At 45.5% G+C, this 14,558-nt stretch carries 15 protein-coding genes; 2 read left to right on the top strand and 13 right to left on the bottom strand.

Annotated elements, in window-relative coordinates; genetic code table 11:
- Positions 1-112: 112 nt before the first annotated feature.
- The 3 genes from ACK8P7_RS03320 to ACK8P7_RS03330 all read right to left on the bottom strand — a co-directional run bounded on the left by ACK8P7_RS03320 (position 113) and on the right by ACK8P7_RS03330 (position 3,195).
- The gene (locus tag ACK8P7_RS03320) at positions 113-1,402 is read right to left on the bottom strand and encodes a TRAP transporter large permease (RefSeq protein WP_410042801.1); all 1,290 of its coding nucleotides are present in this window, start codon (positions 1,400-1,402) and stop codon (positions 113-115) included.
- Positions 1,402-1,848 (bottom strand): TRAP transporter small permease, encoded by a 447-nt coding sequence (locus ACK8P7_RS03325; protein WP_410042802.1) that lies wholly within the window; start codon positions 1,846-1,848, stop codon positions 1,402-1,404. Before ACK8P7_RS03325 ends, ACK8P7_RS03320 begins: the two co-directional genes overlap by 1 nt.
- A gap of 228 nt (positions 1,849-2,076) precedes the next feature.
- Positions 2,077-3,195 carry a TRAP transporter substrate-binding protein gene (locus ACK8P7_RS03330; protein WP_410042803.1) on the bottom strand — a complete coding sequence of 373 codons (1,119 nt, stop codon included), beginning with the start codon at positions 3,193-3,195 and terminating at the stop codon, positions 2,077-2,079.
- Positions 3,196-3,581: 386 nt separating this feature from the next.
- On the opposite strand from ACK8P7_RS03330, the gene ACK8P7_RS03335 reads away from it, so the two are divergent.
- A complete protein-coding gene (locus ACK8P7_RS03335; protein WP_410042804.1) occupies positions 3,582-5,264 on the top strand; it encodes an alpha-glucosidase in 1,683 nt (560 codons plus the stop codon).
- Positions 5,265-5,513: 249 nt separating this feature from the next.
- Positions 5,514-6,005, top strand: a complete 492-nt coding sequence (locus ACK8P7_RS03340; RefSeq protein ID WP_410042805.1) for a DUF6935 domain-containing protein — start codon at positions 5,514-5,516, stop codon at positions 6,003-6,005.
- A gap of 442 nt (positions 6,006-6,447) precedes the next feature.
- On the opposite strand, the gene ACK8P7_RS03345 is transcribed toward ACK8P7_RS03340, so the two are convergent.
- The 10 genes from ACK8P7_RS03345 to ACK8P7_RS03390 form a co-directional block, all read right to left on the bottom strand.
- Positions 6,448-6,756 (bottom strand): type II toxin-antitoxin system RelB/DinJ family antitoxin, encoded by a 309-nt coding sequence (locus ACK8P7_RS03345; RefSeq protein WP_410042806.1) that lies wholly within the window; start codon positions 6,754-6,756, stop codon positions 6,448-6,450.
- A gap of 160 nt (positions 6,757-6,916) precedes the next feature.
- Complete coding sequence (locus ACK8P7_RS03350) at positions 6,917-8,119, bottom strand: type I restriction enzyme HsdR N-terminal domain-containing protein (protein WP_410042807.1); 1,203 nt, start codon at positions 8,117-8,119, stop codon at positions 6,917-6,919.
- 352 nt (positions 8,120-8,471) lie between these two features.
- Positions 8,472-9,089: a helix-turn-helix domain-containing protein gene (locus ACK8P7_RS03355; protein WP_410042808.1), complete on the bottom strand. Its 618-nt coding sequence runs from the start codon at positions 9,087-9,089 to the stop codon at positions 8,472-8,474.
- Positions 9,090-9,111: 22 nt separating this feature from the next.
- Positions 9,112-9,768, bottom strand: a complete 657-nt coding sequence (locus ACK8P7_RS03360) for a phosphatase PAP2 family protein (protein ID WP_410042809.1) — start codon at positions 9,766-9,768, stop codon at positions 9,112-9,114.
- Positions 9,769-9,955: 187 nt separating this feature from the next.
- A complete protein-coding gene (locus ACK8P7_RS03365) occupies positions 9,956-11,008 on the bottom strand; it encodes a restriction endonuclease (protein WP_410042810.1) in 1,053 nt (350 codons plus the stop codon).
- Between the two features lie 50 nt (positions 11,009-11,058).
- Positions 11,059-11,496, bottom strand: coding sequence for a hypothetical protein (locus tag ACK8P7_RS03370; RefSeq protein WP_410042811.1), 438 nt, complete (start codon positions 11,494-11,496; stop codon positions 11,059-11,061).
- Positions 11,497-11,849: 353 nt separating this feature from the next.
- Positions 11,850-12,164, bottom strand: a complete 315-nt coding sequence (locus ACK8P7_RS03375; RefSeq protein ID WP_410042812.1) for a hypothetical protein — start codon at positions 12,162-12,164, stop codon at positions 11,850-11,852.
- A gap of 88 nt (positions 12,165-12,252) precedes the next feature.
- Complete coding sequence (locus tag ACK8P7_RS03380) at positions 12,253-13,161, bottom strand: ParB/RepB/Spo0J family partition protein (RefSeq protein ID WP_410042813.1); 909 nt, start codon at positions 13,159-13,161, stop codon at positions 12,253-12,255.
- The gene (locus tag ACK8P7_RS03385) at positions 13,142-13,945 is read right to left on the bottom strand and encodes a ParA family protein (RefSeq protein WP_410042814.1); all 804 of its coding nucleotides are present in this window, start codon (positions 13,943-13,945) and stop codon (positions 13,142-13,144) included. The genes ACK8P7_RS03380 and ACK8P7_RS03385 overlap by 20 nt, the downstream gene beginning before the upstream one ends.
- 17 nt (positions 13,946-13,962) lie before the next feature.
- Positions 13,963-14,334, bottom strand: a complete 372-nt coding sequence (locus tag ACK8P7_RS03390; RefSeq protein WP_410042815.1) for a DUF6017 domain-containing protein — start codon at positions 14,332-14,334, stop codon at positions 13,963-13,965.
- Positions 14,335-14,558 lie beyond the last annotated feature (224 nt).

Below are 14,558 nucleotides of genomic sequence, written 5' to 3' on the forward strand. Positions count from 1 at the left end.
AATGTTGAAGCCGCCGTAAGGGGAGCTGCCCTTATAACTGCAGACATCAAAAAAGCTCCCTCGCGGGAGCTTTTTCGTTATGCGCATGATAAACATACGCTTCATGGTATCCTTATGCAAACAGTGCCGGGAACAGGAAGGCTGGAATCTGAAGCCAGATGTCCGGGAACAGAATCATAACCGCAAGTACCGCAAGGGAAGACAGGAAGTACGGTAGTGTTCCCTTGAAGGCATCCTCGATCGAGATCTTCGCGATACTCGATGCAATGAGGAGGCAGAGGCCGTACGGTGGTGTAACGAGGCCGAGGGCCAGGGTTACGATGATGATCAGTCCGAGGATGATCGGGCTGATATTGAGTGCTGCTGCGGACGGAAGGATGATCGGGCAGAACAGGATCATCGCCGGTACCGCATCCATGAAGGTTCCGATGAAGAGGAAGAACAGCACAACGACGATCAGGAATACGGTTCTTCCACCCGGGATGGAGACGAAGAAGGACTGTACGATCATGTTCAGCTGATAGTAGCTGAGGAGCTCACCTAGTGCGTTCGCGGTTGCAAGTGCAAACAGGGAAAGGGAGGACAGCTTCATGGTCTCGATCAGGATCTTCGGAAGCATGTTGAACTTCAGTGAACGGTAGAAGAACAGGCCGATCAGAAGTGCATATACGCAGCATACAGCGGATGCCTCGGTCGGCGTGAAGAAACCAGTGACGATACCACCGATCAGGATAACCGGGGAAAGCAGTGCCGGAAGAGAATCCAGTACGAGCTTCGCCACATCCTTTGCAGGAACCGGGTCCATCTTCGGGAAGTTCTTCTTCTTGGAATACGTCTTAACGACGGCCATCTGAGACAGTCCGAGGAGGATGCCAGGAAAGAGACCCGACATGAAGAGGGCACTCGTCGAGCAGTTTGCAATACCCGCGTACACAACCATGGTGATACTCGGAGGGATGATCGACCCGAGTGTAGAGGATGCTGCGGTGACACCGACAGCCGTTCCCTCATCATAACCGGTGTCGATCATGGCCGGGATCAGGATGGAACCGATACCTGCGGTATCTGCCTGTGAAGAACCGGAGATACCACCGAACACCATGGACACGAGAACGTTCGAGTATGCGAGTCCACCACGGAAACGGCCGACCAGCGCGTTACTGCAGGCAACCAGACGGTCCGTGATATCACCCTCGTTCATGAGGTTCGCTGCGAGAATAAAGAGCGGAACCGCGAGCAGGGTGAAGGAGTTCATACCATTGAACATCTTCGTGAATACAACCGTATTCGGGATCGTCGGCATCGACATGATACCGGTGAAGGAAACGACGCCCAGTGCGAAGGAAATCGGCACACCGATGGCAACAAATACGATAAATAAAATAACCAGTAGAGCGCCCATTATGCCTTACCTCCGTGAACAAGCTTCATAATCTCTTCATAGATCTGATAAACCAGATAGATGCTGGCGGTACCGCCGCAGATCGGAAGACACATCCAGGTCGGGCCTCTCTTGAAGCTCGGGATGTTCGTCCAGGTATAGTTCCAGAACTGCTTCGTGATCTGAATGCCATACACAAGCATCAGCACAGCGAAAATCAGCATGACGATGTCGATGACGATCTGAAGTACGCTCTTCGCCTTCTCATTCTTCAACTTGTCATAGAAAGAGGTGAATGCGAAGTGACGCTTGTCATCAACCATCGCAGCTCCACCCATAAATACTGCCCAGATGAACGAATACATCGATACATCCTCGGTCCATGTTGCAGCGATTCCCATAAATCTCGTCGCCATCTGGATGACGACGGTCATCAGGAAGATGAAAAGGAATACAGCTGCGACCATAACCTGTAGATTTTTCAGACCTTTAATTGCTTTTTTCATCATTTAACCCCAAGTATGTAGTGATAAAAACAGAGAAGCTGCAATCCGTTCCCTGCAGCGTCGATGATCTGCTCTTCGTTACGGTTTGCCCGCTTCTCTGTCTGAGATCTGTTTCAGTTTCTGATCTTTGTTTCGATGTCCGCTGTCAATTTCAGCTTCGATCGAAACAGATGTCCGAATGCCGGATGATTACTTGTTGGCTGGATTTGCCTTCTTTACCATCTCAAGCTCTTCTTCCATGCCGTTGTCCTTTGCGAACTTCTCCTGGATCGGCTCTGCAATCTTCTTGAATGCATCGATATCCATATCCTCAAATGCAGTAACCTCTGCGCCGTCCGCAATTACCTTCTCCTTGGAAGTCTTGAACATCGTGTAAACGGTCTCACGCTCAACCTCGGTTGCCTTCTTGCAGGCTGCGTCTACCCACTCCTTCTGCTCATCGGTCAGCTTGTTGTAGCGGTTGCCATCCATGAGGAGAAGACGGGTGGTGAAATCGTGGTGAGTCTCACAGATATAGTGGCCGTTTGGCGTCTTGTGGTGCTCCTTTAGCATGAAGGATGTGTAATCGTTCTCAGCGGAATCTACAACGCCCTGCTGTAATGCCTGGTAAAGCTCGCCCCATGCAACAGAGGTAGGAACCGCGCCACACTGCTTCCAGAACTCCTGCTGAACCTGTGAGGACTGTGTACGGATGGTCATACCCTTCAGGTCTGCCGGTGTCTTGATGGCCTTCTTACCATAGTAATCACGTACGGAAGAGGTCCAGTAGCTCATAACACGGAAGCCGTTGTTTGTCTTGTCGAGGATGGTCTGCTGCATCTTGGCACCGAAATCGCCGTCAAGTGCTGCCTCCCAGTGATCGAAGCTGTCGAAGATGTAGTACAGGGAGAAGAAATCTACCTCTGGTACACCGATGGATGTCATGAATCCCGGAGATGCAACAACGAGATCTGCTGCACCCATGGAAAGCTTCTCTACGAGCTCGTTCTCGTTCTCGCCGAGGGTTCCCTTATGAACGGTTGCGGTCGCCTTTCCACCGGAAACCTCCTCCAGTGCATCCTTGAATGCGTCCATACCGATGGAGTATGGGTTCTCCTCAGAGGTCTGGTTCGATGCGATGATCAGGTTCAGCTCAACCTGTGCCGGATCTGCGCCGCCCTTGTTGTCCTCCGCCTTTGACTCAGCTGCTGCCTGGGTTGCTGCCTGACTTGCTGCCTGAGTTGCTGCCGGTGTGCCGCTGCCTCCACATGCTGCGAGTGACATGGCCATCGCGCCTGCTACGACGAGTGATAAAATACGTTTTTTCATTATGCCTCCCTATGGTATAGAAAAAAATTCGTTTCGACGAAAGCGCACACTTTCGTCCAGTATCGTTATTATACAACTTATACAAATAATGTCAACTTATCCAGCATGCTGCCCATCACATTTTTGTGGTTATCCGGTCAACTATTTTATGTGCATTTTACAAAGCACAAAATAATATCCAAAACTCCATCTTCTGTTTTGAGCACTTTTTATATTCTCGTTTCATCGACGGCCTTAAGAATTTCGTAAGGGGGTCTGACCCCATTAAGAAATCCTTACGAAATTATGAAAGCGTCGTAAGAGGGTCTGCCCCCATAAATTCTTTTCTTTTGCGTCCGACTGATGTAATCTACAGTATATATTTTTTCGAGGGGAAGGTACTTACTATGGAGAAACAATGGTGGCACACGAAAACAGCTTATCAGATCTATCCGAAAAGCTTCTGTGATACGAACGGAGACGGCATCGGCGATCTTCCGGGCATCATCGATAAGCTCGATTATCTGAAGGATCTCGGCATCGACATCCTCTGGCTCTCACCGATCTACTGCTCTCCGCTCGCCGATCAGGGCTATGATATCTCAGATTACTACAACATTGACCCTCGCTTCGGAACGATGGAGGACATGGATCGGCTGATCGCGGAAGCGAAAAAACGCGATATGTACATCCTGATGGATCTCGTCGTCAACCACTGCTCGGATGAGCACGCGTGGTTCCGGAAAGCCTGCGAGGATCCGGAAGGTGAATACGGAAAGTACTTCTACATCGAAGACTGTCCAGATGGAAAGCGGCCGTGCAACTGGCGCTCCTACTTCGGTGGCAGTGTCTGGGAACCGCTTCCGGGGCATCCGGACAAGTGTTACCTGCACATGTTCCATAAGAAGCAGCCGGATCTCAACTGGGAAAACCCGAAGCTGCGTGAGGAAATCTATACGATGATCAACTGGTGGCTCGATAAGGGGCTCGCCGGCTTCCGCATCGATGCGATCATCAACATCAAGAAGCCGCTTCCGTGGCAGGATTATCCAGCAGACCGCGCGGATGGCCTGTGCAGTGCGGGCGAGGTGCTGAAGCACGCCGACGGCATCGGTGCCTTCCTGAGTGAGATGCGTGACCGCTGCTTCCTTCCACACGGCGCCTTTACCGTCGGTGAAGTCTTCAACGAGAAGCCGGAAGAGCTTCCGGATTTCATCGGTGACCACGGCTACTTCTCCTCGATGTTTGATTTTAACGAGACCATCTTCGGTGGCAGTGGGAACGGCTGGTACGACCAGACACCAATCACACCAAACGACTACCGAAGCTGCTGCTTCGCCAGTCAGAAGAAGGTCGGTGAGATCGGTATGCTGTCTAATATCATCGAAAATCACGATGAACCGCGCGGCGTGTCCCGCTATATCCCAGAAGGTGAATGCAGTATCCCTGCGAAGAAGCTGCTGGCCACCATGAATATCATGCTTCGTGGCCTTCCATTTATCTATCAGGGTCAGGAAATCGGTATGGAAAATGTAGAATTCCAGTCGATCCGCGAGGTAAACGATATTTCAACGCTCGATGAATACCAGGTCGCACGGAAGGCCGGACTGACACCGGACGCCGCACTGAAGGCCGTCAACCGTCTGAGCCGTGATAACGCCCGGACACCATTCCAGTGGGACGCTTCGGCCAATGCTGGATTCACGGATGGCACCCCGTGGCTGCCTGTAAACCGTAATTACACGCGAATCAACCTGGCCAGTCAGAAAAACGACCCGGATTCCGTTTACCAGTACTACCGTCGTCTGCTGGCGCTCCGGAAGGACCCTCGCTATGCCGAGACGGTCGTTTACGGTGATCTGGTTCCAGTCTTCGAGGACCAGGACCGCGTCATGGCCTACTACCGGACGAGCGCTGCGCAGACCCTGCTCGTCATCGGAAACTACAAAACCGAGCCCCAGACTCTGACCCTCTCGTCGAAGATTCGAAAGGTCGTACTGAACAACCTGCCTCAACTGAAGACCGAAGGCGATACCATCACGCTGGAAGGCTATCAGGCCGTCATCCTGGATGTTTCCTCTGATAGCTGAGCAGAAAACACATTCCATCACAAGACATTTTCCGAGGATAAAGAGAAGAGCGAAGCCAATGTTGCCGAATCCGAAACATTGGCTTCGCTTTTTTATCGAAAATATGCGTATATAAAAATAAAAGAAAATATCCGTGCCCTGCCATGGTAAACTATAGCTATAAGGTAAACTCTTTTGTGATGATCCGTGCAGATATGTAAGTATGGGACGAGATGAAGGTTCCCGTACATAACGAAAAGGAGGTACGATATGAGCGTGATTACGATGGACCGCCTTCCGAAGACACTGGGAGAATGTAAGGCGATGCCACAGGCAACACTGAAGAATCCGGAGGAAGTAGCCGCACTCACGGTCGCTGTGCTGGCCCTCTATCCTGAGAATCCGGCAGAGACCGAAAAGATGCTGGATTTTCTGCGCGGACCGCGACCATTAAATGGTATGGATAAGCAGTTTATCAAGGATCGTTTCCGCGGAAAGACCTATCTGATGCGATCCTATTTTGTCGGTTCGACACCAGAGAATAACTACACGCCGGCACTTCCGTATCGTGTTTCGGTATCGGAGAATGCAAACAGCCGGAGCGAGGATGGCTATCTTACGCTCTATGTGGCCTGCAGTGGTGCCGACAGCCCGAGACCGCTAAAACTCCGGAACAAGCCGTCGACCGGCGAGTGGTTCCTGTGGGAGCAGCAGCTGCTGACCGGCATCCGGATCCCGAAGGCGGAGGATGCGTGGGCATAAATGAGTGAGTACATCATTTGAATCAACCACTCCTGGTATCCGTCAAAGTATCATTCTGATCCTTGGGATCTTCAGGCGCAGAAAATGCAAAAGCAAACGACCATCAACCTGCTCCGATGAGGAGTAAGTTGATGGTCGCAAAAGTGCCGTAGCTTCTTCTACCCATGCAATCAATTCATTAATCCGCCATAGGCAGATTCTATCATGTGTGCTGAAACCCCTTCCAAAATCTGTTCTTTTTCATTATACTGTTCGAACCTGTCGGAAATTCCGACAGGTTAAATCTTCATCTAACTCGCCTTCTTCATAGATATTTCGTATATGTTCCACGATATTGGTTCGAGATGATTGAAACAATTCTGCCATCTGTGCCTGCAGTTCAAAAGCAATGTATTCGAAAATTTCACGAAGGTCTGTCTCGGCCTGATCTGAAATCACGATATCATAAATCATAATCTTTGCGAATATCAGCAAAAACAGATTTTGCTGATCTAGTACGACCTGCCTGCATATCCGCATATCCTTTCTCAAGTTCTGTATTCATCTGTGCTTCTGATAATGCACTAACATCTACAGGACGAGCGGATGGCATTTTCACTTCAAAAGGAAGTCCTCTTTGAAGAATAATTTGTTTGTAAAACATATTTATTGCATTGGATGCAGGAATTCCTAATGCTGCTAAGATTCCTTCTGCCTGTTCTTTTACATCAGGCTCAATGCGTGCGTATAAATTTGCTGATTTTGTTGCCATAGTAAACACTCCTTTCGAGTTTTTTCTAACTATATCATATACATTTGTACAGACAAAAGCAATGCAAAATCAATATTTGACCCGTAGTGGACAATCGCTGACCGCTATGGGAGCCAACTGTCAAAGAACTTCCTATCTTTCGGTCATTAAGCCACCTGATTTAATGACGCTTCGCCTTCACATATTCTCTATATTCATCACGAACGATTGAATATGAAATCAAATTCTCTATAAGCCCAATGACATCTGGATCATCCAGACGCCATAGCCGATCATGTACGATACTGCCGAGAAAGAATCGTTTTCCACTGATGATTCGCGGATACCGATCTTCGACAAACATCCTGAGTTCATCAATTTTACCACTGCCCTGTCTTCCGACCGCAATTTTCCCACTATGATAAAAACTCACTTTATCACCAGTGATGGCCACATTATCCTCGACAACTAACTGTAACGCATGATGTGCCTCTTTTTCATCATCATGAGCAACCACAATGCAGGTTTTTACCTTATCCGGACTCGTGCTTTTACAATATGTTGTAACGCCGATGGAGAAGAATTCTGTATTCTCATTGACCTTCACGAGAAACGATCGGTAAGGGCCAAAGACCTTACCGCCAGCTGCATTGCCATACGATAACATTCGTACGCCGTAATCTTCAATCAATTCAAACAGGCCATATTTTCCGGTCGGCATCTTGACGCGTGTATCCAGCAGACCTTCCCACAGATTAAATATCGGAACGGCGAGACTTAGTGGCGTTAATTTGCTGATACCATCCCCGTAATCATCGTCTTCTCTATCAGAAAAATCTTTCTTCAGGTAGGATTCCAGCCGGTCGAATGGGATTCGTGGTGGAAGCTCTCCGAGATCCCATTCTTCATATTGATCCGACAGCATCCCCTTATAATCCGGTAATGTCGTCAGGCTTATGTAATCATCCTTTTCCGCATCATATCTGAAGCAGTACTGATCAATTCCATTCGTAAGCATGGCATACGTAGCACCCATCAGATCACAGTATTCAAACATCTGCTCCTTCGCCTTCATGTCCAGATACACGTTGGGTGCCTTGCACTCAATCACTGCGATCGGTACCGACTGCTGATCTGCATCCAGCGCATGAATGACGATATCCGCCCTCTTTTTGCTTGTGATGCCATAGTGCGATAAGTGCTGCTCCGAAATGATTTCCTGTATCGGAACATGCAGCGTATCCGTCAAATACAGGATCACGCTCTGCCTTACCGTTTCTTCCGGCGTAATATAAATCAGTTTTTTTCGGATAGGATCCAGATAGCATTCTCTGCCATTACGCTTATATATCGGGGGTAGTTTCCCCGAAAAGGCTGCTTCCATGTCTTTTCCTCCGGAATACTCTGTTGATGTAAGGCGATACCTTGCTGCCTAACCGTGCAACAAACTGGAATTAGCTTTTACAACTGACCACTTTCGGATCATCCTTTGCTTTAAGCGCTCGTCATGAAGCAGTTTCGTGACGGTGCTGTTCAACCGGAACTCAACAGCGGCCGTATGCATGAGCTGATCATGATGGAGTTTTTCGGCACGTTTAAGCTGTCTCTACGGTGAACGAGGATGACCTTCTGTGCGATACGACTTTCATTACATCCTATGACGGAATCAAATCTCTGAATCTGATTGATTGGCTTCGATCTTGAGTTGCAAACTGGAATTTGTATGGCTCAACTCCTTATCGACCGGCCATAGCTCGTTTATAAAGTAGACCTCCTTTTATAAGTAACAACAGAAAAGCCACTGTTACTGCATATGGTTCTCTCGCAATCGCCAGATACAAAACAGTAATAATACTAAGCCCTACAGACAAAAAAGTAATCACCTTTTTTCCCTTTTCAAATTTGAAATTGACCATTAAAATATTCACAATTCCAATAATCGTTAATGCGATAAAAAGACCCCAGTATGTCATACGAATCCAAATTGCATTATCTACATACTCAATAAGACTTACTGAATAGATATATCCATCAACCGGTTTGGTATACAATGGAAGAAAAATAAGCATCAAAGAGAGCAAATCGGTAAATCCAAATAACAAGTCACATAGACCATTGAGATTTGACTTGTTTTCTTTTTCAGCAATCAAAACCAACTGATTTCCGGATAACAGCTCATCAATGGACACAGAGAAATATCTGGATATTTCCTTTAATGAATCTATGCTCGGATATCCTCTTCCGGATTCCCATTTTGAAATTGCAGTTCTTGAAACAAATAATGCCTCGGCTAGTTCTTCTTGTGTCAAACCTCGGCTCTTTCTTAATTCCTGAAGCTTTTCATGGAATTCCACCTCCTGCACCTCCTTTTTTATTTCACTTTTTTATTGTTAGCATAACTACTGCCTTATAAACAGTAAATAATCCGGCACTTAACAATACACCACCCACAATATCCGTAAACCAATGTACTCCGGAAATCAATCTGCCGATAACCATGAATGCAGAAAAAGCGATTGCTAGAATCGTTATGATTCTTTTCAATGTAGAACATGACATTCTTCGCTGGATCTGTTCAACCAAAGTCGGCATCACGCACAATACCAGTAGAGTCGTTGAAGAAGGATAAGAAGCCTCCATAATTCCATTGATTAAAATTGGTCTGTAATTGATTGGGATGATCTCAAAAATGAAGTATGCCAGTATCACTATAACATAATAAACTCCCAGGATAATGATATCGGGATCCACTTTGAAGAGACTTCTTCTCTTTATTAACTGAACCAGTCCAATACCTGCAAAAATCAGGCATACAACTAAAGGAATCAGACCCATCCAATCGGTAATCGTATAAATTGTCATATTAACATTTGTTAAACGATGAAACCAGCAATTGAATGTTGCAAATCCAATATTCGTTGCATTCTGCCCCAGTGGCTGCACGTCTACCATCTGGATCAAAGCTGTCCATATTGCAAACGCTATAATAAATATACCTCCAAAAAATAAAACTTGTTTTCCATTCTTTTTCATCATTATACGTCCTTTCTATATTGGTTTGTCTTTTCGACGGTTTCACCTTATCAAAAAGCGTAAAATGACGTAAGAATCGCTCTTTCACATGTATGACACGATTCGTATCATCCCCACAAATGCGTGATTTTCTGTATATTTTCCTGAATACCTATTCCTACAAATCCCGATTTGTCAGCCAGGTACTTTATCGTATATCAACCTCTATTCCATACCTGACAAGAAGAGACGCGAATGTTAATCCGTTAATCAGAATAATTCCGTTTTCATCGGCTTTTTCTTTGGCTTCATCGGAGAATTCGTCTGTCAAATTGATGACCATCAGAATGGCATTTTTCTCCGGGATGCGCGCCTCCATCTTCACAAGCTGATCTACACCCACGATATCGCCCGTGTCTTTACCCGTCTTCTTTTTTGCCTGAACATAAATATGCGGCATCTTCACATCGCAGATTTCATAGATGTTATACATCAGGGTGTTCCGGTTAAAGCATTCGAAGACCAGATCTACATCGCCGCCTTCCCCGTCATACCAGTTGTTGTCCGTCAGCGTGTAGCCGTTCTTTATAAACAGCTCTCCGATAATGTCTTCAAATTTATGATTATCGATCTTCTGTAGCGCAGATTTAATCTGCTCGAGATATTGATTTCTCGCTGATGAAGTCGCTCGGCTGATCATGGAAATCAGGTCTGTGCTGTCTTTTTCAAATTCGTCCGGCTGCTCTGCATGCAGACGCACGAGTTCATCTACGGATTCTTTAAAGGATTCACTCCGTACACGATTCAGTGGAGACTGGTACGCTATGAACTTGCTCTTAATATTCTGCGCATGCAGATTCTTATCATAGCTGCAGCTGAATACATCTTCGACTTCGATAATATGGCCGAAGTCCTCTGCCTCCGAAAGAACATCAAAACGGTATTTCTTTTTACATTTTGCGATGACGAAACTTCGGCATACATAATCTTCCTCCACGCTAACTTTTGGTACGATAATATAATCTCCTGGTTCGATTTCCAGCATGATGGAAAGATTGTTGTACCGGGCGCGCATCGTTTCGTCCGGGAGATCTTTTTCCCATTCAGCCTGCCAGCCTGCCTTAAACGTATCATACGAAGAATCAATGGCCATGCCATAGGTGCCCCAGCCCTGTCTCAGCAGATGCTTGCTCACCAGTTCGTTACGAATCAGCTTAAATCGATCATCGTAGTTTATTCGAAAAACGTAGTAATTACTCACTCTTCAACTCTCCTCATTTTAAAAGTACCTGCTTTACCTTATGCGGTGCCTTACTCATCCTCATCATCACAATCTTCACTAATTCTGATTGCCTCAGGGATCTCTTCACTCACCGGAATAATTTCTCTGATGATTTTGAAACACTCCGCAAATTCATCAGCCGGTACGCCAAATTCACGTACCACCTTATTTCCATCTTCGTATGTAACAATAAAATCTATAGTGCCACAGTCGCAATACATAGCTTCTTGATCGCGGCTTAATATCTCATCAACAGCCACAGCGATCTTCTCAAACGCCAAGCCCAAAGTACTGTTCGTCGTTTTATATGACCACTTCCTGTACACATTGAACGAATTGTCACTCTTCAGATAAGGCTTATATTCATACGCGATGGAATTGGCTGTTATAGTCAATTTATCGCTATAGGCATATTCCACAGGACAAAATCCAGATGTACTTTTTATGACAATTTTCTTCGTCTTCATGCCGGGTCTCCTTACATCCATTTTTCTGTTCACAAACCACCAAAATGGTCGAATTGCCGGATTGATTGCCACCATTTTTCGCTTTTCCAGAATCGTGATATCTAATCCGAGGTCACAGTTCTTCATGAATTGCAGCTCCCTTGTTTTGTTTGTACCTTCATTATACCAAGAGACATGTGTATTATTTTGCACATCTGTTTGATATTTTCCTGTCCCTGCTCAAATGCTTGATACCACCTGGAATCATTATTTATCTTCTTCCAATAATGTATCATACTTTGCAATGCTTGCATATTTTAGGATTCCACCGACAGCCGGTATACGTGGCTGCCATAATCTATGTATTTCCAATTTTATATTTTCGCCAGAAATCCCTTTAATCCAATCAAAACAGTTTCACCAAAATAACGGATCATCCTTGGGAAAGAACCAATTACCATTCCCGCAACCATTGCTTCGATAACAAGCGACCACTCTACTGGTGACATAAACAGGCAGCTCAGTCCTGCCAGGATGATAAAACCGCCTATCAGGCCAAATATAAAGTCAAATACTCCACTCGCAAAATTCATCATACAGATAAGCATGGTTAATGCAATCTGCGCCGGTAACAGTACAAGCTGTACTGCCAGATGAAATACACTTCCAATAATCTTCATTGTGATCATAGTTATCCTCTCCTTTTTTCTCCATTTCTTGCATTGAAGTCATTGATAAGTCCAGACTCATGAAATTCATGAGTCTGGATTCATGATGCTACGCCTTCATCCCAGCCCACTGTTCAAGCAGCTGAAGAATCTGTATTTCCATTTCCCTTGCCGAAGTTTTCTGTGGAAAGTACTTCTGAAGTATATTGCTGTCAAATACTACGCGATGAAGTGGATTCTTCTTCTCTTCGTCCATAATACTTTCGATCAGTTCAGCAGTGCATGTTCCTTCCTGACTAGATTTTTTAAGCCTCTGTGCCTGCGAAAGCGATGGCGTTGTTTGTGCCAGTTCCATGGCCTCAAAGAAGTCTTTCTGTTCCTCCGGCTTCATATAAGATAGTTCTACCGCAGGATTAAAGGCGATCTTCTTTTCATCTACGAGATTAAGAAGTTCCGGTATAAGGTTATTAAGCCTCACAAATCTCTGAACCGTTCTGGCACTCTCACCGGTCTGCTTTGCTAATTCTTCATCTGCACGGAACTTCGTGCCAATTTGGCACGAAGTAAGATCTATTCTTCGGCCCTGATGCTTAAGTGCTTCCATTTTCATCTTATACGCTTTCGCTCGTTCACTCGGAAGAATATGCTCTCGCTGCAGATTGGAATCCACCATAAGGATGGTTGCTGTATCATCATCCATCTCTCTGACAATTGCAGGTATTTCTTTCTTGCCAGCTAATATGGATGCGTATCTCCTTCTATGTCCTGATATCATTTCATATTCTCCGTCACCATCAGGACGGACAATAACCGGAACCAACACCCCATATTCTCGTATACTATCCGCTGTCTTTCTCATATCCTCATCATCCTGAACCTTAAACGGATGATCCTTGAATTCATGAATCTGCTTCACAGGAATATTCACTATATGTTCGCCGGTCTCTTGTCTGTTCTCCTCAGTTGTAAAAATATCTTTATATCCCTTTAAACTAATGTTAGTTCCTCTTTTCGTCATAGTTCAACACCTCCTGCGTTAAAGCCTCATACGCCTCAGCGACTTTTCCTGATGGATCATGGGCAAATATACTTTTTCCTTCTGCACTAGTCTCTGCAGCCCTTACAGATCTTGGAATTTCCGTTTCAAATACATTAATGTCATCGCGGTAAGTATCTCGAATTAATTTGCTGATATCCTTGGCATAATTCGTTCTAGCATCTACCATAGTGATTAGAATTCCTTCGATACACAGCTGGGGATTAATCTGACGCTTAACCTGGTTTATTGTCGAAAGTAATTGCTCTAACCCTTTGGCAGATAAGTAATTGGCCTGCACAGGGATCAGTGTTGCATCCGCTGCTGACAAAGAATTTACTGTAAGCATCCCTAAACTAGGCATGCAATCCAAAAGGATATAATCGTATCGTGCTCTTAACGGCTCTATAAACTGCTTAAGAATGCGCTCTCGATTCATGGTATTCACAAGCGATACCTCAAGTCCTGCAAGTGAAATATTCGAAGGAATCAAATCTACACCTTCCTGCTGATGGATCAGTACTTCATCCAATGCTACTGGATTCTCACTTATTGTTCCATTCAGAAGATCTGAGAGTGTCAGCTCCAGATCGTCGGGTCTCGGATTCCCCAGGCTGATTGTCAGTGATGCCTGGGGATCTGTATCGATAAGCAAAACCTTTTTATCATGTCTGGAAAGTCCAATTCCCAAATTCTCTACCGTTGTCGTCTTCGCTGTTCCGCCTTTCTGATTGACCACAGCAATGATTGTTGCCTGCCTATTCATACTGTCTTTGTCTCCTTTCAATGTGCCATGTCATAGTTGACCTTGGATGTGTAATAATGATCGATGGTTAATGGTGCGTTGTAGATTGTTGCGAGCAGGTACTGTTTCACGTTCCTGATATCAGTGATTTGATGCTTAAAGCAATCCAGTATGTATTCCATATGTCCTGAATCAATTTTCATAAACTGAGCCCTTACCACATCTATCGGCTTGTCATCTCCTGATATCCGGATGGTCTTTGCCGTGCTACACAAAACATCCAACATTAGATTAAAGATTTCATTTATCCGTCCTACATCACATGGATTGTTCTGGATCAGTACGTCTATACGTAGCTTCTCCCTGAGATAATCCTCATACTGTTTTCTGATTCTCATCGGATCATCCATCCTAACCACCTTTTCTCCTGGATTTGCTGATTCCGCCGATAGATTGATGGGATCAGTCTTTCTAATATCAGTATTATTAATATGAGTATAATTAGTGCATGATTTCCATGAGTCCGGACTTGTGATTTTCACTGTTGCTGATTTCATGAGCTGTCACGGAACTGCTCTCATGAGCTGTCGCTGAACTGCTCAACTTTGCGTCATGAATGTCGTATGGGTTATCG

The organism is Oribacterium sp. P9 (genome assembly GCF_046365365.1).
GTDB lineage: Bacteria > Bacillota > Clostridia > Lachnospirales > Lachnospiraceae > Oribacterium.

Bases quoted from the DNA above. Each gene is read 5' to 3' on its own strand.
- ACK8P7_RS03360 (WP_410042809.1), bottom strand. From the start codon at position 9,768: ATGAAAAAGAATGGAAAACAAGTTTTATTTTTTGGAGGTATATTTATT.
- ACK8P7_RS03375 (WP_410042812.1), bottom strand. From the start codon at position 12,164: ATGATCACAATGAAGATTATTGGAAGTGTATTTCATCTGGCAGTACAG.
- ACK8P7_RS03340 (WP_410042805.1), top strand. From the start codon at position 5,514: ATGAGCGTGATTACGATGGACCGCCTTCCGAAGACACTGGGAGAATGT.
- ACK8P7_RS03330 (WP_410042803.1), bottom strand. From the start codon at position 3,195: ATGAAAAAACGTATTTTATCACTCGTCGTAGCAGGCGCGATGGCCATG.
- ACK8P7_RS03350 (WP_410042807.1), bottom strand. From the start codon at position 8,119: ATGGAAGCAGCCTTTTCGGGGAAACTACCCCCGATATATAAGCGTAAT.
- ACK8P7_RS03370 (WP_410042811.1), bottom strand. From the start codon at position 11,496: ATGAAGACGAAGAAAATTGTCATAAAAAGTACATCTGGATTTTGTCCT.
- ACK8P7_RS03380 (WP_410042813.1), bottom strand. From the start codon at position 13,161: ATGACGAAAAGAGGAACTAACATTAGTTTAAAGGGATATAAAGATATT.
- ACK8P7_RS03335 (WP_410042804.1), top strand. From the start codon at position 3,582: ATGGAGAAACAATGGTGGCACACGAAAACAGCTTATCAGATCTATCCG.
- ACK8P7_RS03390 (WP_410042815.1), bottom strand. From the start codon at position 14,334: ATGGATGATCCGATGAGAATCAGAAAACAGTATGAGGATTATCTCAGG.
- ACK8P7_RS03345 (WP_410042806.1), bottom strand. From the start codon at position 6,756: ATGGCAACAAAATCAGCAAATTTATACGCACGCATTGAGCCTGATGTA.
- ACK8P7_RS03320 (WP_410042801.1), bottom strand. From the start codon at position 1,402: ATGGGCGCTCTACTGGTTATTTTATTTATCGTATTTGTTGCCATCGGT.
- ACK8P7_RS03325 (WP_410042802.1), bottom strand. From the start codon at position 1,848: ATGGTCGCAGCTGTATTCCTTTTCATCTTCCTGATGACCGTCGTCATC.
- ACK8P7_RS03385 (WP_410042814.1), bottom strand. From the start codon at position 13,945: ATGAATAGGCAGGCAACAATCATTGCTGTGGTCAATCAGAAAGGCGGA.